The following is a 20161-nucleotide window of genomic DNA, read 5'->3' as shown; positions in this document are numbered from 1 at the left end:
AATCATCCCGACTGGTATCTATTGCTTGAGTCCGTGCCATTGCTCGCTAAACTGCTCGTATCGTAGAGTTTAGTGAGTTAAAAATGTATGGATGTTTTCATCAGTTTACTAGGCATGTGTGCCTTGATTGGTTTAGCTGTTTTACTGTCAGAACGAAGAAAGGCTATTAACCTAAGAACGGTTATCGGTGCGTTAGCATTCCAAGTCGCCTTTGGTGCATTTGTAATGTACGTGCCAATGGGTCAAACCATATTGGATAGCGCTTCTAATGGCGTGATGCACGTTATTAGCTACGGCAATGAAGGCTTAAGCTTCGTGTTTGGTGACTTAGCCAAATTCAGTGTTGGATTCATCTTCTTAATTAACGTGTTATTTATTGTGGTATTTATTAGCTCGCTCATCGCCGTGCTGTATTACCTTGGCATCATGCAGCTGTTTATTGGCATTATTGGCGGCGCATTATCAAAAATACTTGGCACTAGCCGCGCTGAGTCCTTATCGGCAACCGCCAATATTTTTGTGGGACCGATTGAAGCCCCTTCAATGGTGCGTCCTTTTGTAAAACACATGACCCGCTCAGAGCTATTTGCAGTGATGACTGGCGGTTTAGCCTCTGTTGCTGGTGGCACCATGATTGGTTATATCCAAATGGGTGTTGATATTAAGTACGTGCTGACCGCTGCCTTTATGACTGCACCAGCAGGACTGTTGTTTGCCAAAATTATGTGGCCAGAAACTGAAACGCCTCGCAATGACATTGGTAAGGTCATGGATGAGCAAGAAGACAAACCGAGCAATGTACTTGATGCTGCCGCCAATGGCGCAGCGATGGGCATACAGCAGGTGATGATGGTTGCTGCGCTACTGATTGCATTTGTGGGATTGATTGCAATGGTTAACGGTCTTATCGGTGGCGTAGGTAGTTGGTTTGGTATTGCAGATCTAACGCTACAAGCCATCTTAGGTTACTTATTAGCGCCACTTGCATGGTTAATGGGTGTGCCTTGGTCTGAAGCGACCCAAGCGGCTTCATTTATCGGCCAAAAAATGGTGATTAATGAGTTTGTTGCCTATCTCGACTTCTTAAAAGTGGCTTCAGAGCTGTCGCCAAAAACCCAAATTATTATCAGTTTTGCCCTTTGTGGCTTCGCTAACATTGGCTCACTCGCCATGGTGATTGGCGGTTTAGCGGCATTGTGCCCTGAGCGTCGTCAGGACCTTAGTGAAATTGGCATGAAAGCCTTAATTGCCGCTGCGCTAGCAAACTTAATGAGCGGTACCATTGCCGGTTTATTATTTAGCTTAGCCGGCTAATAACCTTATTTTTTACGCCTGCTTATCAGTAGCAGGCTTTTTTATTGGAGTAACACATGACCCCACATATTAATGCCCCAGAAGGTGCTTTTGCTAAGACAGTTTTAATGCCTGGCGACCCTCTACGTGCTAAATATATTGCTGAAAACTTCCTTGATAACCCTAAGCTAGTGACTGATGTTCGTAACATGCTGGGTTATACCGGTGAGTTTCAAGGTAAGCCGATTTCAGTGATGGGTTCTGGTATGGGCATTCCGTCAATCTCTATCTATGCTAAAGAGTTGATCACCGAATACGGCGTTGAGAACATTATCCGTATCGGTTCTTGTGGCGCTGTGAGCGATAAAATTAAATTGATGGATGTGGTTATGGCAATGGGTGCAAGCACAGACTCAGCGGTTAACCGTTCGCGCTTTGCTAATACCGATTTTGCTATGATTGCTGACTTTAACATGTTGCGTTTAGCGGCTGATGCAGCTGAAAAACAAGGTGCAAGTTACCATGTCGGTAACCTATATTCTTCTGACTTATTTTATAGTGCAGATGAAGAACGTTACGACCTAATGGAAAAGTACGGCATCTTAGGCGTTGAAATGGAAGCGGCTGGGCTTTACGGCGTCGCTGCGGAATACGGCGCTAATGCATTAGCAATGATGACAGTGACCGATCATTTAAGACAAGGTTTACACTTGAGCGCTGAAGAGCGTCAACAGACCTTGAATGACATGATCAAGCTGACATTAGAAGCGGTAAGCCATTTAGACTAATGATGATAAGTGCTTACCTGGATGTAAACGCTAGGTGAGACTGCTTGTTAGTATGAAACCGTTATGCCACCCAATACCTTATGGTAATGGGCGGCATTTTTTATGGGCTTTATCAGCAGCGGGTCGATTAGCTTGTTAAGCGATGACTTGAATAACGCAGCGACTTAATAGACTTTATTTCATGGTTACCTTGCCGCCAATCATCTTAAAGGCAGGGGTACCACGAACCAAGGTGTCTCTGGCAAAAGTGCTTTCACATTGCGGACATATACATGGGCTGGTGGTGTAATCATTTACAATGCGCTCTTTAAAGCATTTTACTAATGCGCCTTTACCCCCTTTGCGGTACTTAAAAAGTTGGGTTTTACATTTGCCACAGAAGATATCGACAGTGCGACTAGGGCCTTTAGGGTTGGGTTTTGCCATTAAAGTCTCATTCAGTAAGGTTAGCGACATCTTTTAAGCTGCTAATTGAGAAAGTGTGCAACGCACTTAGGTGCTATTTTAATGCTTGTTGCTGTCACTTACTATGAGTGCAGTGCTGTCAAACTTTTTGAATATTAATTAAGTGTATTTTACACACATAACAGCTTTTTGAGGTGGTTTGAAAGTGACTTTGTTTAATCTTCGTGAGTGAAATCTCTCTCTAAATAGTTAATAAATACTACAATTGGGTGGTTGTGGTGAAAGAGTAACTACTCTTAACTGTCATAATGTAATAATTATTTGTGTTTTTTCTTTAAGATAAAATGTGTGAACTCACTCACTTAAACTTGATATGCTCCTGTTTTTTATCGTTTTATTTTCTTTTTGGTTTTTGTTGAAAATGAATCTAAATCATAAAATGCGACTGCAAATAAAATAGCCGAATAACTATTATGTGTTTGATCACACATTTGCTATATTGTAGTACAATTAAATGGGGCTTTTAGATTATAGTCAACTCAAGCGTATTAGATTAAGGTTGAACAATGGAACTTAACACGATTGTTGTCGGAATATATTTCTTATTCCTGATTGGTATTGGTTGGATGTTTAGAACGTTCACTAACAATACAAGTGATTACTTCCGTGGCGGCGGAAACATGCTGTGGTGGATGGTTGGTGCATCGGCGTTTATGACGCAGTTTAGTGCTTGGACCTTTACCGGTGCTGCAGGTAAAGCGTACACCGACGGTTTTGCCGTCGCAATATTGTTCTTAGCCAATGCCTTTGGCTACCTGATGAACTACCTCTACTTCGCTCCTAAATTCCGCCAACTTCGCGTTGTTACCGTAATTGAAGCCATTAGAATGCGCTTCGGTAAAGTTAACGAGCAAGTGTTTACTTGGACTGGCATGCCAAACAGCGTTATTACCGCGGGTATTTGGTTAAATGGTTTGGCTATTATTGCCTCTGGCATCTTTGGCTTTGACATGACCACCACCATTATCCTAACGGGTCTTGTGGTATTAGTGATGTCAGTGACTGGTGGTTCTTGGGCGGTTATCGCCTCAGACTTCTTGCAAATGCTGGTGATTATGGCCGTAACCGTTACTTGTGCGGTAGTGGCAATTATTCAAGGTGGTGGCGTAAATAACATCATTGAAAACTTCCCAACTGAGTCATTCATTGTTGGTAACGACATGAACTACTTGAGCATCTTTGCTATGTGGGGTGTGTTTATCTTCTTAAAGCAGTTCAGTATTACCAATAACATGCTGAACTCATACCGTTACCTTGCTGCAAAAGACTCTAAAAATGCCCGTAAAGCAGCATTGTTAGCGTGTATTTTAATGACCATGGGCCCATTAATTTGGTTCATGCCAAGCTGGTTTATAGCTGGTGAAGGGGTTAACTTGGCACTGGCTTACCCAGATGCAGCTGGCAAAGCCTCTGATTTTGCTTACCTTTACTTTGTAGAAACTTACATGCCTGCAGGTATGGTTGGGTTATTGATTGCGGCCATGTTTGCAGCAACCATGTCTTCTATGGATTCTGGTCTGAATAAGAACTCAGGTATTTTTGTTAAAAACTTCTATGAGCCGATTGTTCGCCCAACAGCGAACGAGAAAGAGCTAGTGGTGGTTTCTAAGCTAACCTCTACTTTCTTTGGTGTTGCGATTATCTTGGTGGCATTGTTTATCAACTCGCTCAAAGGGTTAAGCTTATTCGATACCATGATGTACGTGGGCGCCTTGATTGGTTTCCCGATGACTATCCCTGCTTTCTGTGGCTTCTTTATTAAGAAAACGCCGGACTGGGCTGGTTGGGGTACCTTAGTTGTCGGTGGTTTTGTTTCATTCTTTGTGGGCTTTATTATTACCCCAGAAATGATAGAAACTGCGTTTAACTTAGACAATCAGTTAACCTCTCGTGAGTGGTCAGAGCTTGTGGTTGCCATTGGTTTAGTGGGTCACTTAGTGTTTACTGCTGGCTTCTTCGTGGCATCAACATTGTTCTACAAGCCATTAACTGCAGAGCGTCAAAAAGATGTAGATAAATTCTTCGAGAACCTTGATACACCGTTGATTTCAGAAGGTGAAGAGCAGCAGAAATTAGATAACAAGCAACGTAAAATGCTCGGTTCACTGATTTCGGTGGCAGGTATTGGGATCATGTCGATGTTCTTCATTCCTAACGAAATGACCGGACGCTTTATCTTTATCTTGTGTGGCGGCATTGTACTTACCGTGGGTCTAGTGTTGATTAAAGCGGTAGACGACAAGATTGAAGATGCAGCCCTTGAGGCAGAAGCAAGCAATAGCTAAGCTTTAAATATGGTTAGATTGAACCGTTAACTCAGTTCCCTACAAAATGTTGACCATGAAAACCACCTAGTTATCTAGGTGGTTTTTTTTTGGCTATTTGCCAATGGGAAATTGAGTATTTCAAACTTGGTTTGCTGATTTAAAAAGATTAACGTTGTAATTAGAAGTGAGTGTTGGCCATTAAGCCTACTCGTTATTTCGATTTCGATTTTGATTTGCTAGAGTACTTATTAATCAATAGCTTTGCTGAATGTACAGTCATTGGCTGGCTATAAACGTTATGTTCTAAAGGGATTTAGATGCAAAGAAATAATTTACTTATTGTTGCTGCGTACTTAAGCTTTTTCGCTGCGTTATTACACATCGGCTGTATTTTCGGCGGGCCGGATTGGTACCGTTTTTTCGGTGCTGGAGAGGGGATGGCGCAGATGGCTGCAGCTGGTGACTCATACCCAACGATAGTCACGCTTATCATCGCTGCTATTCTAGCGGGCTGGGGCTTTTACGCCCTATCTGGCGCTGGGGTTATCTTGAAGCTTCCTCTATTAAAAACCTGCTTAGTCTTAATCTCCGCAGTGTATTTAGTGCGCGGTATTGCAGGGTTAATTGTACCGTTTTTCACATCCGATCCCCTGGTGCACCAAAACTCGCTAACATTTTGGGTTGTCAGTTCTGTCATTTGTTGTATTTTCGGTGCTTATTACCTGCTGGGCACAATAAGGTTATGGCGATAGGTTTTTAGTTATCAAACTTCGTTTGCAGTTTAAAAAATCAAGATCTCAAGCTCGAAATTAACGATAAATGCTAGCTAATGAGTGTTATTTTTAGCCAAAAAAAGCCAGCTTGTCGCTGGCTTTTTTTGGCTTGTAGCTGGCTTAGTTACTGACTTAAATGACCCACAACACTACTGTTTCAAGTTCAGCTTATAAAAACTCACTTGGGTGTAATCTCCTGCGGCGACGCCGTTGTTAGTGCATCCCGTGCCCCAAACTGGGTGCGCAGTACCTTGATTACATTGGTTATAAGCACCGGCTTTAAAGTACATGTTGTCGCTGCCATAACCTTGGTCAATGGGGTGACCTGGGTAAGGCTGACTTAAATCGGTTTTAAATACCTTGGTTTGGGCGGCATCGGTACCGGGATTTTTGACAAAGGTTAGCGTCATCAAGCTGCCAACAACATTGACGTCATAGCTAAATAGCTCCCCTAGCTTGATGCCATCAATAGGATCGTCACTTTGCTTGGTTAACGTATCGCTGCCCCAAATTGGAATAGGGATATCGTAGCGTTGGTCTATATCTGCTGGGTAAACTTCATAGTTCCAAAACAGTGAACCATATTCATGGTTTGGCATTTTGCGGTAGTAAATTTTAAGTGGTTCAACTTTACTTGATCCATGAATTTGGCCAACCACCACTGAGTGGGATGGGAATTTACTGTCATCGCCACTAACACTAACCCAATCAACCGCAACGGTGGCACTTAACTGGCCGCCGATAGCGCCATAAGCTTGCTTGTTAGGGTGAGTATCAATGACAAAGTTATTGCTTGGGTGCTTGGGGTTGACCTTGGTCCCTTCACCATTGAGCATGATCCGCAGTTCAGAGCGGGCATTGGCGCTGTTTTTAGTAGTGGGTGCTGTGTTAGGTGATGCCATTACCATGGCGCCAGTTTCAGGGTGGCTGTAAAACCAAAAGTGGTTAGTGTACGGGCGCACGCTATCGTTAAGTTCATCCACTTCAATTTCCATTACTTGACCTTGGCGCGCAGGGCGATGATCAGGAATAGGCAGATTGATTTTCATTTGCGATAAATCAAAATTTTGCGCAGGTGCCAGCGTCGGGCTTAATGCTTGGCTGAGTTTGGCTTTGTAGGCTTGCTGCTGAGTGGCTAAGTCTGTGGCGGCATAGGCGCTTGAACAAAGCCCTATTGTCATCGCTGTAGCAATGGTAGTTTTTATTAAACGGTGTGGCATCTTGCCTCCTGTTTGACACTATAAATAACACACCCAGTAGCGTTTGCGACTGGGTGTTAGGATTTTATTAATGATTATTGCTTGTGATAAAGCAGCTCAATGTCACGCTGCTCCCACACTTCGGCTAAGTTCTTTTTAACGCTGAACTGGCTAAAGTCGGTGTCTTTGGCAAGCTTTATCCACTCAGGTTTATTCAGTGACTCACCGGCTTTTAAGTAGATGCTAGTCATGCGCTCAACGCGGCGACGGTCATCTTTTTGTGAGTAAGGCCATTTCACTGCGGGATCATGGTAGTTGGCCATTAACTGGATACCTTGAGCCATCGAGCCGCCTTTGTCGTTTTCATAGTTCCACAAATCAACCCCGACTTTTTCACCGAGTTCAGCAATGCCCACTAATGGCACAATACTGAAATAGTGGTAATGGTAGGCACGAGTACGCTCAATCTCATGTGGTTGTGAGCCGTCAGCTTCAAACTGGGTATCAACCCGCATTTTTCCTTTTTGCACCATCTGTTTAGTCAGGTGATCATTACCAATAAAGTAAGCGATGCTGGCCACTTGGAAGTCATACCAAGTGCCATGGTTATTAGCCGCTGCCGCCTCACCTTTAGGGCCGCCAGACAGATCATCAACAATTAGCCAATCTAAGTACTCGCTGTACCACTGCTTAATTTGCTGCTCATCTTGTTCAGTCCAATGCTTTGATTGCGACAAAATAGCAATGGCATCTAGCATTCTGTCGGCAAGGGTGCGGGTATCAATAATACCGCCTCGACGTCCTTCTGCTCTGCCGGGAACCCCTTGACCGTAGTTGACGTTAGGGTTCATTTTAGTGGCTTCATTCAAGAACCATGTACGCACAAATTCGATGCCTTTTTTGGCATAGGCTTCATCTTGGCTAAAGTAATACGCTAAGGCGACCGCGCGGGTTGAGCGGGTAAAGTTACCAATGCGTCTAGAGTCAGTTTCTGTGGTTTTTGAGGCTGGGTTGGTTTTGCCATCGTGGCGGATCCACGGCAAACCATCAGCTTTGGTTTCATCTGGCCACCAATAAGGGCTGATACTCATGTAATCATGTTTGTCGCCACTTGGTGGAGTCATGCCTTTTTCAGCCACACTAAAAGGCGCTTGTTTCATGGCGATGTCGGCTTCTTCAAGCAAGCGTTCATAAGCTTGCTTCATTGAGGCGCTAGCATCTTTGCTTTGAAGGATGGTGCGATTTTGCTGCAAAACATCTTCATTTAAGAACACAAAATCGGCGGCTTGTACTTGGTGACTGAGTGCTAATGCACTTATAAGTAGTGCAATTGGGCGTAGGGTCATTTGGGTCACAATATCATCCTTCATAGAATTTGTTATAAAGATTAAATAATACAAATAGGGTAGTTGTCTAGCGGTTTCGATGCTGTGATCCAGATCTTATTGTATTGTGTTAATGGCAAACTATTGCGCCATTTGCTACTAACTTAGGTTTATTTGGTTTTTAATTAATGGTTTGAGTGTAATCTTATATGGCGTCAGCCACTGCTTATATAAGGTTTATAGTAAATAGTGCTGCTAACCCTTATTGTAAATTTGTCATACATTAATGCGGCGTTTGGGCTGAATGGAATTAACGCTTATAAGTTAATGGCAGCCTTATATTACGGCTGCCATTTACGTTTAACGCTACTGGTGCTGGATTGTGATCTTGTCAAATGACACTTCAAAAATCTGATTTTGGTAGTCTTCGTCAGGTTGGATTTGCGGATAAATTCCAGCTTTGAAGTAGTAAGTCTCCTCTAACCAAGCTTCTGTTAAGCTGTAATACTTACCGTCTTTTGCCAGTACAGGCTCGCCCCAAGCTAGGGTTCTTGCTGTGGTGGTATTATTGATCTCAGTGGTGATTGTTAATCCTTGCTGGTTGGCCACAATGTCATAGTGCCACTGAGTACCGGCATCCACTGTGCCTAGTTCAACACTGAACGACTGGCAGCTATCACAGCTGTCGTTATTAGGGGCAAAGCTATCGTTCAAAATGGCGCGGATTGGTTTGTTTGGTCCATCCCATTGCAGTTTAACCAGTGCTTGTTTTATTTGATAAGCGTGGATTTGGCCGACAATCACTTTAGGATCTTGGCCATTTATCTGTGGGTATTGCTCTATGCGCAGGCTGCTTGATAGTTGATGTTGTTGATTTATAGCCCAGTTTTGATTGCTGCTACTGCAAGGGTCTTGGGTTTGATAGTGATATAGCTCTCTTAATTCTGAACGTACATAAGATGAATTGATGGTAGTCGCGCCACTATCACCTAAGTTGACCTGAAAATACATGCGCTCATCACTGTCATCAACCCAGAAGTAGGGTTCGTTGGTGTCGTTTGATAGTCGAGTTTTACCGCTACAATCAGCTGGAATTAGCTCTGCGGCAGAGTCGCCACCCGTGCCGTAGTAATCATCTTTACTCACAGGTAGGGTGAGTTTCCATTGATCTATGTTCCAACTGCAACTTTCACATTCTTCGGGCGGAACCGTTTCTTCAGGCGGAACCGTTTCTGAACTGCCACCTCCGCAAGCAATTAGCATAAAAATAACACTGGTTAAAAGCGGCACTGATGTCTTTTTAGTCATTTTTTATCCAAATCCCCTCTAATTAATAAATAATACAATAGATCCAGTGCTTTTTGATTGCTATTATCCGAACCATAAATGTGACCCGCGTCAAAAAACAAGATTAACGTTTTTTGACTTAAATGGTCAAGCTTTTTAAGTTGCTGTTTTTTATGGTTTATATCGTTTAATTTTAATTGTTGCACTTTTGATAATAAAAAAGTTTAAAAAAGTTTGCGCAATATCACAGATATGATGCGACAAAAATAAAACAATAACATAATACAAATAAGGGGACGGTTTAATGAAGATTAGCTTAATTGCAGGTTTAGTTACGTTAAGTTTACTGGGCGGATGTGCCACCGAAAACTATTCAAAAGTTGATGAGGGTACACAGACTAATAAGGTCGCAATAGACAATATTGTTGCTCACGAAAAAGCAGTGATTACTTCAGGCTCAATCAAGGCCATTGATAGCGCAGCGTTAAAAAGCAAGCTGGCTTCACTTGCTGATGGGGAAGAGTTAATTCTTGAACCGGGCAAATATGCTGATTTAGGTCGTCTCGATATCACCGCGAGTAACGTTGTTATTAAAGCAAAAGTACCAGGGCAAACTTGGTTTACCGGCTTAGTGCAGCTAAACCTTGTGGGTAACAATATTACCCTCGATGGTGTGGTCTTTACCGAAGGTGGCCCTGCTGAGCGTATGGGCGGCATCACTTTCCGCGGTAATAACAATACTCTACAAAACTCGATGTTTTACTTCTTCAATGATAAATACGCTTATCAGCCAGATTCTAAGCGTGATGAATATCCAAAGTATTTATGGTTATCGCTTTACGGCAAAAACAATCAATTATTGAACAACACCTTCGAAGGTAAGCATAAACGCGGCACCTTGATAGGTATTCAGAAAGCTAAAGGTGATGAAACTGCAGATAACCATGTCATTAAAGGTAATTTGTTTTATGACCAAAAGCATAACCAGTATGAAGAGTTCGATATTAGCGATGCGATCCGTTACAACTCAAATAGCTGGGAAGCCATTCGTGTCGGCGATTCAAAAAGCTCAATCTATCCATCAAAAACCACCATTGAAGGTAACCTATTTTACGAGTGTGATGGTGAAACAGAGTTAGTGTCATTTAAGTCAGCTGGCAACGTGCTACGTGGTAACACCATTATTAACAGCGCTTCAATGGTGTCATTGCGTCACGGTATCAATAATGTGGTTGAAGACAATGTCATCCTTGGTAATGGCAAACGTTACTCAGGTGGTATTCGCTTATATGACGAAGGCCATATTATTCGTAACAACTACATTGAGCGAGTCATGGGTACCGGCAATGTCCGTGGTGGCATCGCCATTAATACCGGCATTACCGATGTGCAACAAGGTGAGCGATTAAGCCAAGACGTCAAAGGTAAAGGCTTAAACAAACAAGCGACGCCAAACAAGGTGTTAATCGAAAACAACACTGTGATTAACTCGCGTCAAAACGTCTTATATTCAGACAAAAAACACCGCGTAAGCCTCTATGACAATCAAAAAGTATCGACGGTATTTGCTGGTGTCGATATGACCTTTAATAACAACTTATCTTACGCCGCAGTGAAAAAGTCTTTAGCCCTAAAAGGTAATGATGAAGTAGCTAAGCTGGTTAACCCTACCTATAACAACGAAGTCTATTTTGGTCCTATTCAAGCCGTGAATCTACCAGCAGAAGGTATTAGCACTGCTGAGCCAAAGCTTATTGTTGCACCGAATGGTTTGCTTGAAGCGGCAGATTTAGATGTGGGCGCGAAGGGCTTAAAAGTACTGACCATGGCAGATGTTGGTGCCAGTTACACAATCCAAAAGTAATGCAAAAAAGAATTCGATTAAAATAATAAACTTAGAAAAAAGGAAGTTGTATGAAACTTAATAAATTATCGTTATTTATTAGTGCTGTTTTCGCTGTAACAACGCTATCTGCCTGTGATTTTTATGATAAGCCGATAACTGAAGATCCAACAGACCCTACTGATCCAACAGATCCAACCGACCCAATTGAACCGGTAGGCGATTTAGTCCCTGATTTGGTATTTAGTGATGCTGATTTGAGCACTCTTAAAGCGGCTATTGACGGCGCGACTGACGTTAATGAAGATGGTCAAATCGTTATCTTATTAGATAATACTGCCAGCTTTAGCGGTTTAAGCAATTTAGTCTTAGACAGTGAAACCCCATTAGTATTATTAGGTGGTGAACCGACTTATGATGGCCTAGAAGGCTCTGAATATGGCGCGGCGGCACAAATTACAGGTGGCGAAGGTTGTGTGGTTATCTCTGCTGATAACATTCAGTTACGTAACATTACTTTTAAAGACGTTACTCCAATCTGTAAAGACAGTTCAACCACCACCCTAATCAACGTAGGTACTTCATCATCAATGGGTGAGGCTTATGAAACCGTTGAGAGTAAGCCTGCTGGCGTGGTGTTATCACAACTGACCATTGATGGTGAAAACCTTGCATCAAATGGCCAGGATGATCCATTAGATTGGATTATGGTGCGCGGTGAAGGCACTCAAATCATCTATAACGCCTTTACTAACAAACCGACAGAAGAAGGCTCTTTCATTACTGTTCAAGGTACGAGTTCATCACATAAAGATGTGGTTATTAGTCACAACCATTTCAGCAACTTAGCCCTTGATAACCCTTTTAGCGGCACCAATGACGTGTTTGCGATTCGTTTAGGCACTTCAAGCTCATCTAAAACAGACTATGTGACCAATACACTCATCAGCGACAATCTATTTACTGACGTAAATGCATCACGCCGGATGATCTATGTGCGTTTAAGTAGTAACACTATTGAAAATAACACTTTTATTAGCAGCAATGGCTTTGTGTCATTAGAAGGTGGTGAAAACAACACTGTAGCTAGCAATATTATGATCAACGATGGCTCAGGTGAAGATGATGGTAAGTACGAAGCGGGTATTCGTATTATCTCTAAAGGCCACACAGTGACTAATAACTATGTCTACAACAATAGCCGTTCTAAAACCGGTAATGAAGTGGGCGCTATTTCAGTACTAGATGAAGAAATCGATGCTGGCGTAACGCTCAAAGCCCCATCAACAGTTGCTAACAACACGATTGTGAGTGCCAAACAAGGTTTCATCTTTGGTAAATCTGGTGCATGTACCGATGACTCAGTGGTTAATCTTACCGACAACCTAGTGGCAAACGGTGTTGACGGTGTTGATTCTAGTGACAAGGGTGTACGTGATGACTGCTTACTTGGTGAAGGTTCTACTTGGTCTGGCAACATGTTTGCGGTAACCACGTTATCAAGCAATAGTAACTACGAAGAAGTGACAGGAGAGCGTGAAAACTTAGGTAATGGCACTGCTGAATTAACAGAATCTGCTGAAGATTCAAAATTATTCCTTGCAACTCCAGAAGGTAATGTTGCTGGTAAAGGCGCAACAGGCTTAGTGATCCTTACTGAAGCAGAGGTTGGCCCAGAGTCAGCTGAATAAGCTCGCGTTATTAACTGGATTTGATTAAAAAAATAATTAGGAATATCAGAATGAAAAAGTATTTAGCAATTGCTGTTTTAGGTGCCTTAAGCTTTAACGCTGCAGCAGAAGATGATGATGATCTACGCCCTGGTAAAAGTACCATTGCCATTAAATGGGAACATAAACTGCTTGATGGTCGTACCGACCGCCCTAAAGTCGAGTTTGGCCATCGTATGCGCAACGGCTTTAAGTTTGGTGTTGAACAAGCGTGGCAATATGATCGCAGCAAGTCTGAAAAAGAAGTGGGTTTTGCCCCTGAGCAGTACGAGTTGACATTCAAAACAGATTATCAAACGCGTTGGGGCGATAATAACGAGCACCAGGCGGGCCCAGTATTAGATTATCAAACCAAAGAAACTGCCAACAGTATCCGATTTGGTGGTTACTATGGTTATAAAATTAATAGCGATTGGCAGGTAAAAGTGCGTGCACGTTATAGTCAGCACCTTGACCGTATCTCACTAAAAGATGATCCGGCCGATAGCTACTACCGCGATGACAAAAACAAAGAAATGCGTTACGACATGTGGCTGACGTACCGTTGGGATAACTTCCGCTTTGTTTATAACTTGATCCACTATAGCAAAATCTCATCATACAAGAACGACAGTGGTGTAGAGCAGCATGTATACAGTAATGGTGATCGCAGTTTATTTGAGCACGAGTTTACCGCGAACTACCGTTTCCCACATGCGAAAAAGCACACAGTATACGGTAAATTTAAGCTGAAAACTGAGATGCTTAAAGACAGCCATATGGTAGAAAACAGTGGTTACGATTGGTACGGTAAGCGTGATAACGCTATCGAGCTTGGTTATAAATACAGCTTCTAATGTTTAGCTGTTAATTTAATGAATAAATAACTATTGGGATTTTATCTAATTCCTTGGTTTTTAGTGATTAATTAACAAGAAGTCTGACTTGAAATGCTGCTTTGTCCTTGGTGACAGGCAGCATTTTTTTTACCCTTAACACTGAAATAAAGATTATTTTTGATTTTTGTGAGCTTGTCAGTATTAACTATGAACAAGGATTAAGTATTAATCTTCAATTAAGGTTATTATAATTACATTAATATTATTACTGGTCTAAAACTGGTGAATGTTAAACGATGCCAAATACTAGTTAAAAGAGTATCAGTCGGCGTTTTAGTTCATTGTAAGAGACATAGTTTAACAAACTTTATTGGCTGACAAGTGTAATAGATTTCACTGTTATTACTTGCTAATCATCTAATATATAAAGTAAAAATATTTTATACTGCTGACTTTAATATTTGCGTCAAGGCCTAACTTAGCTAAAATGTTGTGGTTATCAATTGCCATTGTTAAACCTCTGCTTATCAGCAAGGCTCCTTTGCTTTGTATCTTTGTGATACAAGTTATTATGTCTTTTGTATTAATTAATGTGTAAATCATAGGTGGGTATTACTACATGAGCACAAAATTTACACCAATTGGTGGCGAAAAACGCAGCTTACATGTGCAAGTGGCATGTGAAATGGCTCGTAGTATTATTTCTGGTGATTTGCCACAGGGTGAGATTATCCCTGGGGAAATGGACCTTTGTACTCAGTTTGGTGTCAGCCGTACCGCATTGCGAGAAGCGATTAAGCTATTGACCTCTAAAGGTTTGTTGGAGTCTAAGCCCAAAGTCGGTACCCGAGTGCGAATGCAAGAGTATTGGAATTATCTTGATTCTCAATTACTTGACTGGCTCATTGACATGGAAAAAACCGAGCATCTCTATCAAGAGTTTTTATCGCTGCGTAAAGCGATAGAGCCTGAAGCCTGTGCTTGCGCCGCCCGCAATGCCACGGTTGAGCAGCGGATGCAGTTATCCGCACTATTTCAAGAAATGGATCGAATTTCTAAAGGGTTTGACCATGAAGGTTGGGTCGATGCCGATTTAGAGTTTCATCGGTTAATCTTTATTTCGACTGGTAACAGCTTCTTTTTACCGTTTGCCAATGTGTTGACCACCATGTTTAAGAGTTTCTTCCACCATGCCTCAAAGCGTGGCACTACCTGTATTGAAGAGCATCGTTTAATTTACGAAGCGATTATGGCGGGTAATGCAGAAAAGGCTCGTCAAGCCAGTGAAGAGTTGCTAAATCAAAGTGACCAAGAATTAGAAGCGATTCAGCAGTAAGCTTTAATCGCTAAAAAAGGCCAACTTGTTACTGACAGGTTGGCCTTTTTTTGTGAGCTGTTCTATAAGTTAAAAAGTAGCAGTTTTTCGCAGAAGATTGCTGTCTGGTTAACGTTTTATTCCTCAAAATGCGTTAATATTAAATCATACAAATGCCAAGGTTTTTGACCTTGGTATCTACCCGTCGCTGATTGAGAGAAGATAATGGATGAATCGCTAATTCCTAATATTGTTGATTTTATTGGGCAAATTGACCCGTTTGATCAACTGTCAGGGGACGTTTTAAAAGATGTTGCCAGCTGCATTAGTATTACCTACCTTGGCCGTGGTGAGCAGATCCAATTCAGCGACGGTTCGAATGAAAAATATTTATATATTATTCGTACCGGCTCCATGGAGCAGCGTAAGCCTGACGGGGTGTTGCGTTCAAAAATGGGCCCTGAAGACTTATTCGGGTTTACCTTTTTAGAGCCCCTAAAGAATATCCTCGATGGTTATACCGCGACCGCCATCGAAAACACCTTGCTGTATTTAATTCCTCATTCAAAACTGCTTAAACTGACCGCCCAACATCAACAGTTTAGTGAAAGTATCTCCTCAGCGGCGCAACTGCGCTTACGTTCGGCCTTAAATGTGGTGTGGTCCAATAAAGAGAAAGGCCTATTTTTAAAGAAAGTTTCTGAAGTGGCCAGTGGTCATGCTGCAGTGGTTGATATTGATATGAGCATTCAAGATGTCGCCAAAGAAATGCGTGATACCTGCCGCACCTCAACCGCAGTTATCAAAAAAGACGCTAACATTGTTGGCCTTATTACCGACCGAGATATGACCAAGCGAGTCATTGCAGATGGCCTTGATATTAGTTTGCCTATTCATACGGTAATGACTACGCCTGCTATTACCATTGGCCCTGATGATTTAATTTTAAAAGCGGCATCTTTAATGATGCAGTCGGGTATTCGCAGCTTACCTGTGGTACGTGGCAATGAAGTTTTGGGGTTACTAACCTCGTCGCACTTGGTGCAAAAACATCGGATGCAGGCGATTTTCTTAATTGAGAAAATCAAATACACCGAGACTACAGCAGGGTTGGCAGAGTTAACTTCAGAGCGGCAAGCGATTTTTGAGGCCCTAGTTGATGGCAAGGTAAGCGCCGAAATTATCGGCCAAGTGATGTCGATGATCATGGATGCCTATAATCGCCGCTTAATTCAAATGGCCGAAGAGCAATTTGGCGCACCACCTTGTGATTACAATTGGGTGGTTGCAGGCTCCCACGCCCGCAATGAAATTCATATGCTGTCAGATCAAGATAGCGCCATTATTATGGATGACAGTGCGACAGAAGAAGATAAAGTTTACTTTATTAAGCTTAGTGAATTCGTTAATCAAGGCTTGGATGGTTGCGGCTATCCCACCTGTACCGGTCATTACATGGCATCGAACCCTAAATGGTGTCAGACCTTATCTGTATGGAAACAGTTTTACCGCAAGTGGGTCAGCAATCCCCAATATGGCATGCTGATGAATGTCAGCGTATTTTTAGAGGTGCGAAGCTTACATGGCAATGCTAATTTTTCCGCTGAACTGCAGCAGCACTTACATCAATTAATTGCCCAAGATCATCAGTTTTTGCATTCGCTGGTTACTGATGCCGTTCGAGTGCAGCCACCTTTAGGGATTTTTAATAAATTGGTGGTAGAAAAAAGCGGTAATAACACTAAGGTGCTTAATATTAAAAAGTATGCCTTGAATTTAATTGTCGATTTAGCACGTATTTATGGGTTAGCTGTGGGGTGTTCAGAGTCAGGGACTCGACATCGTTTTGAGTATGCCGTGAATCAAAATCTACTCCATGAAGATGACTTTAAAGATATTATTGAGGCCTTCTATTTTGTGACTCAAGTGCGTTATAACCATCAACTATCGGCATTGCGTCAGGGGCAAAAACCCAATAATCACATGGAGCCGAGCTCGATCAGCTCATTTGAGCGTAAACATTTAAAAGATGCTTTTAGAATTATCAGTAACCTTCAGGATGCGGCCAAGCTTCGCTTTAGTGGTAATTAAATGATAAAAAAATGGCTAAACCACTTTCACCCACTAACGCGACTCAATAAAGCCAGGCAGGATTATATTGCTGCGCATCCGCAATTACCGGATTTTTTATTGGCGTTATTAACCCAGCCGTTGCCAGAGCTTGGAGCTAAGGTCACTGAACTCACCTATTTATCGCTAGACATTGAAACCAGTGGTTTGGATGCTAAGCAAGATCATATTTTGAGTGTTGGTTACGTTACTATGCGTGGCAAGCGAATTGACTTAGCCAGTGTCGGCCATACCTATATTAAAGGTGTGGTGAGGCCAGAAACCGCGGTGATAAACCACATTATGCCGCAGATGGTTAATCGGGCGCAGAAGTTGGATATTGTGATGGAGCATCTGTTTCGGCAGATGCAGGGTAAGTTACTGTTAGTGCATGGTAAGCAAGTTGAGCAGCAGTTTATTGATCATTATTTGATGAAAAAATATCAGCTACCACCCATGCCACTGTTGTGGCTTGATACCTTAGCGATTGAAAAGTCGATGACCTTGAACAAAGCTAGTCAACAAGATGGTGATTATCGACTGATATCGATACGACAGCGTTACGGTTTACCTGAATACCATGGTCATAGTGCCTCGGTTGATGCAGTGGCTACCGCAGAGCTTTATTTGGCCTTATGCACGAAATTATTTGGCAATCAAACAGGAGAGATTAAGCAGGTCTATCGCCCTTAACGTTGTGGTTTAATCGTGGTTTAGTTAGCTGCAGGCATAAAGCGAAAAATCCCCAATATCCATATTGGGGAAAGAATACCACCGGAGTGGGAGTATGATTTTTTTATTATTATTTGAGCATGGGGATTAGGTTTTCGCTAGTTTCTGCACTAGCTTTTATATCGGATTTAAAATGATGATTTGGTCTTTCTGTTAATCTTTTAATAAGCGCTGCAACTTGCTCATTTGCAGCAACTCATTATATTCACCACAGGTATTAGTTTAGTGCAGCTACCGCTTCACGAACTAAACGGCCAATTTCATCCCATTGCTGATTATCAACTAAATTCGCTGGCACCATCCAAGTTCCACCACAGGCAACCACAGCATCAACAGCTAAGTAGTCATTGATGTTTTTTGGTGAAACGCCACCAGTAGGCATGATTGTTACTGGGTAAACAGCGGTTAATGCTTTTAGCATTGATATGCCGCCAGAAGGCTCTGCTGGGAAAAACTTAACTGTGTCTAAACCCATTTCCATTGCTTGCTCAACTAATGATGGGTTGTTTACACCAGGGATAATCGGCATACCGCGTTGCTGACAGTATTTAACCGTGCTTGGGTTAAAACCTGGGCTAACAATGAAATCCACGCCTGCATCAATAGCCGCATCTACCGTTGCTGAATTTAATACCGTGCCCGCACCAATTAACATATCAGGGTAAGCTGCGCGCATATTCTTAATGGCTTGAGCCGCTGCTGGAGTACGGAAGGTAATTTCCGCACAAGGCATACCATTTTCAACTAAAACTTGGCTGAGTTTCACCGCATCATCGGCATTTTTTATGGCAATGACCGGGATAACTTTTAGCTGTTTTAGTCTTTCGTTTAGCGTGCTCATATTGTTTCCTTTTGAATAATAACTAGCGGTAATTCGCCCAAATGGATTACCTAAAACTGTTGCAGAAAATACTTAGCGCTATGAATCAAAGGCCATTGGTATTGCTGGCATTACGCTGATATCAATGATGGCACCTTTGTGCTGGATCACTTCACTTGCTAATGCATGACCGGTAAGCGCTGACTGTTGTTGGCTTGCGCCCAGTAAACGTTGTGACAAATACCCAGCAGCAAATGAATCGCCCGCTGAGGTGGTATCAACCACAGTTTCTACTAAGGTGGCTGGCACACTAACTTGGCCGTCTTTGGTGACGATGAGGCACTCTTCTGCACCGCGCTTAATGACTACTTCGCTCATGCCTGCACTGAGGCTGCGATCGATACAGGTTGCCAGTTGCGTGTCACCAAACAAGGCTTGTTCGTCTTCAAACGTGAGTAAGCCAATATCGGTTAGGGCCAACATTTTAAGATAGCTTTCTTGGGCCTGTTGATGTGACTGCCACAATCTGGGACGGAAGTTATTATCAAAAATAATCTTGCCGCCATTGTCTTTACACTTTTGCAGGACGTCGAACAGTATTGCTCGGCTTTTAGGGGTTAAAATCGCCAAGCTAATACCTGATAAGTACAACACATCGTATTGACTGATCGTTGTTAGCAGTGTTGCTGAAGCGTGTTCTAACCAGAATTTTGCCGCGGCATCATTACGCCAGTAATGGAAGCTTCGCTCACCTTCGTCATCGACTTCGATAGCGTATAAACCTGGCAGCTTTTCAGACATAATTTGAACGTGCTGGGTATCTATGCCTTCTTGTTGCCAGCTTTTAAGCATGTTTTGGCTGAAGGGGTCTTGACCTAAGGCACTGAAGTAGCTGATGGTCATATTTTTATCTTGAGTTAATCGAGATAAATACACCGCAGTATTCAGGGTGTCACCACCGAAGCTTTGGACAAGTTCGCCATCACGTTGTTGCAGTTCAATCATGCATTCGCCAATGATACCGACCTTTAACATAGACATATCAGCTCCTATTTGGTTTTATAGAAAATCTTGACGAGCAGGATTGAACATATCAATTAAAATGCTGTCTTGCTCTAACGCGACGGCACCATGCATCACCATTTTAGGCGCAATATAAGCATCGCCAGCTTTAAGCACTTTTTTAACACCATCGATTTCAGCTTCAAAGCTGCCTGCAGCCACATAACCAATTTGATCGTGAATGTCGTGAGTATGCGGGTGGCCGATGGCACCTTTATCAAATTTTACAAATACAGCCATTAAATCAGGAGTATAACCAATTATTTTGCGGCTCAAACCATCACCTAGGTCTTCCCAAGCGGTTTTGTCGTCTTCATAAAATGCGTTCATTACAA

17 protein-coding genes are annotated in these 20161 nt (G+C 42.4%); 10 read left to right on the top strand and 7 right to left on the bottom strand.

The genetic code is table 11. The features are described from left to right. Positions 1-87 precede the first annotated feature (87 nt). The gene (locus AB4160_RS11435) at positions 88-1314 is read left to right on the top strand and encodes a NupC/NupG family nucleoside CNT transporter (RefSeq protein ID WP_372004687.1); all 1227 of its coding nucleotides are present in this window, start codon (positions 88-90) and stop codon (positions 1312-1314) included. A 56-nt stretch (positions 1315-1370) separates the two neighbouring features. After that, positions 1371-2081 carry a purine-nucleoside phosphorylase gene (gene deoD / locus AB4160_RS11430; protein WP_102436360.1) on the top strand — a complete coding sequence of 237 codons (711 nt, stop codon included), beginning with the start codon at positions 1371-1373 and terminating at the stop codon, positions 2079-2081. A 174-nt stretch (positions 2082-2255) separates the two neighbouring features. On the opposite strand, the gene AB4160_RS11425 is transcribed toward deoD, so the two are convergent. Then, positions 2256-2507 (bottom strand): hypothetical protein, encoded by a 252-nt coding sequence (locus AB4160_RS11425; RefSeq protein WP_102475883.1) that lies wholly within the window; start codon positions 2505-2507, stop codon positions 2256-2258. Between the two features lie 545 nt (positions 2508-3052). On the opposite strand from AB4160_RS11425, the gene AB4160_RS11420 reads away from it, so the two are divergent. Beyond that, entirely contained in the window at positions 3053-4831 is a 1779-nt protein-coding gene (locus AB4160_RS11420) for a sodium:solute symporter family transporter (protein WP_102436358.1), read from the top strand. Positions 4832-5130: 299 nt separating this feature from the next. Further along, positions 5131-5565 (top strand): hypothetical protein, encoded by a 435-nt coding sequence (locus AB4160_RS11415; RefSeq protein ID WP_372004685.1) that lies wholly within the window; start codon positions 5131-5133, stop codon positions 5563-5565. A 170-nt stretch (positions 5566-5735) separates the two neighbouring features. Here AB4160_RS11415 and AB4160_RS11410 read toward each other — a convergent pair whose 3' ends face one another. The 3 genes from AB4160_RS11410 to AB4160_RS11400 form a co-directional block, all read right to left on the bottom strand. Continuing rightward, a complete protein-coding gene (locus AB4160_RS11410; protein WP_102530672.1) occupies positions 5736-6806 on the bottom strand; it encodes a polysaccharide lyase family 7 protein in 1071 nt (356 codons plus the stop codon). A gap of 74 nt (positions 6807-6880) precedes the next feature. Further along, complete coding sequence (locus tag AB4160_RS11405) at positions 6881-8131, bottom strand: alginate lyase family protein (RefSeq protein WP_102475882.1); 1251 nt, start codon at positions 8129-8131, stop codon at positions 6881-6883. A gap of 345 nt (positions 8132-8476) precedes the next feature. Continuing rightward, positions 8477-9418 (bottom strand): polysaccharide lyase family 7 protein, encoded by a 942-nt coding sequence (locus AB4160_RS11400; RefSeq protein ID WP_102475851.1) that lies wholly within the window; start codon positions 9416-9418, stop codon positions 8477-8479. Positions 9419-9701: 283 nt separating this feature from the next. Between AB4160_RS11400 and AB4160_RS11395 the strand changes: the two genes are divergently transcribed. The 6 genes from AB4160_RS11395 to AB4160_RS11370 all read left to right on the top strand — a co-directional run bounded on the left by AB4160_RS11395 (position 9702) and on the right by AB4160_RS11370 (position 17905). Continuing rightward, positions 9702-11261 (top strand): polysaccharide lyase 6 family protein, encoded by a 1560-nt coding sequence (locus AB4160_RS11395; RefSeq protein WP_102436350.1) that lies wholly within the window; start codon positions 9702-9704, stop codon positions 11259-11261. 50 nt (positions 11262-11311) lie between these two features. Further along, positions 11312-12931, top strand: coding sequence for a chondroitinase-B domain-containing protein (locus AB4160_RS11390; RefSeq protein ID WP_102475848.1), 1620 nt, complete (start codon positions 11312-11314; stop codon positions 12929-12931). A gap of 50 nt (positions 12932-12981) precedes the next feature. Further along, entirely contained in the window at positions 12982-13806 is an 825-nt protein-coding gene (locus AB4160_RS11385; protein WP_102475847.1) for a hypothetical protein, read from the top strand. A 601-nt stretch (positions 13807-14407) separates the two neighbouring features. Then, positions 14408-15124 (top strand): FadR/GntR family transcriptional regulator, encoded by a 717-nt coding sequence (locus AB4160_RS11380; protein ID WP_076541842.1) that lies wholly within the window; start codon positions 14408-14410, stop codon positions 15122-15124. Between the two features lie 204 nt (positions 15125-15328). Beyond that, positions 15329-17194 (top strand): DUF294 nucleotidyltransferase-like domain-containing protein, encoded by a 1866-nt coding sequence (locus AB4160_RS11375; RefSeq protein ID WP_372004683.1) that lies wholly within the window; start codon positions 15329-15331, stop codon positions 17192-17194. Then, positions 17195-17905, top strand: coding sequence for a 3'-5' exonuclease (locus AB4160_RS11370; protein WP_102437249.1), 711 nt, complete (start codon positions 17195-17197; stop codon positions 17903-17905). It abuts the gene before it with no gap. A gap of 256 nt (positions 17906-18161) precedes the next feature. Here the strand turns inward: AB4160_RS11370 and AB4160_RS11365 are convergent, their stop codons facing one another. The 3 genes from AB4160_RS11365 to AB4160_RS11355 all read right to left on the bottom strand — a co-directional run bounded on the left by AB4160_RS11365 (position 18162) and on the right by AB4160_RS11355 (position 20156). Then, positions 18162-18785, bottom strand: coding sequence for a bifunctional 4-hydroxy-2-oxoglutarate aldolase/2-dehydro-3-deoxy-phosphogluconate aldolase (locus AB4160_RS11365; RefSeq protein WP_102437247.1), 624 nt, complete (start codon positions 18783-18785; stop codon positions 18162-18164). A 78-nt stretch (positions 18786-18863) separates the two neighbouring features. Continuing rightward, positions 18864-19805: a sugar kinase gene (locus AB4160_RS11360; RefSeq protein ID WP_102437245.1), complete on the bottom strand. Its 942-nt coding sequence runs from the start codon at positions 19803-19805 to the stop codon at positions 18864-18866. An 18-nt stretch (positions 19806-19823) separates the two neighbouring features. Beyond that, a complete protein-coding gene (locus AB4160_RS11355; RefSeq protein WP_102437243.1) occupies positions 19824-20156 on the bottom strand; it encodes a cupin domain-containing protein in 333 nt (110 codons plus the stop codon). Positions 20157-20161 lie beyond the last annotated feature (5 nt).

The sequence above is a fragment of the Shewanella sp. 10N.286.51.B8 genome (genome assembly GCF_041469325.1).
Classification (GTDB): domain Bacteria; phylum Pseudomonadota; class Gammaproteobacteria; order Enterobacterales; family Shewanellaceae; genus Shewanella.
The sequence above is the reverse complement of the archived record's forward strand: the minus strand, read 5'-3'. Positions and strand labels throughout refer to the sequence as shown.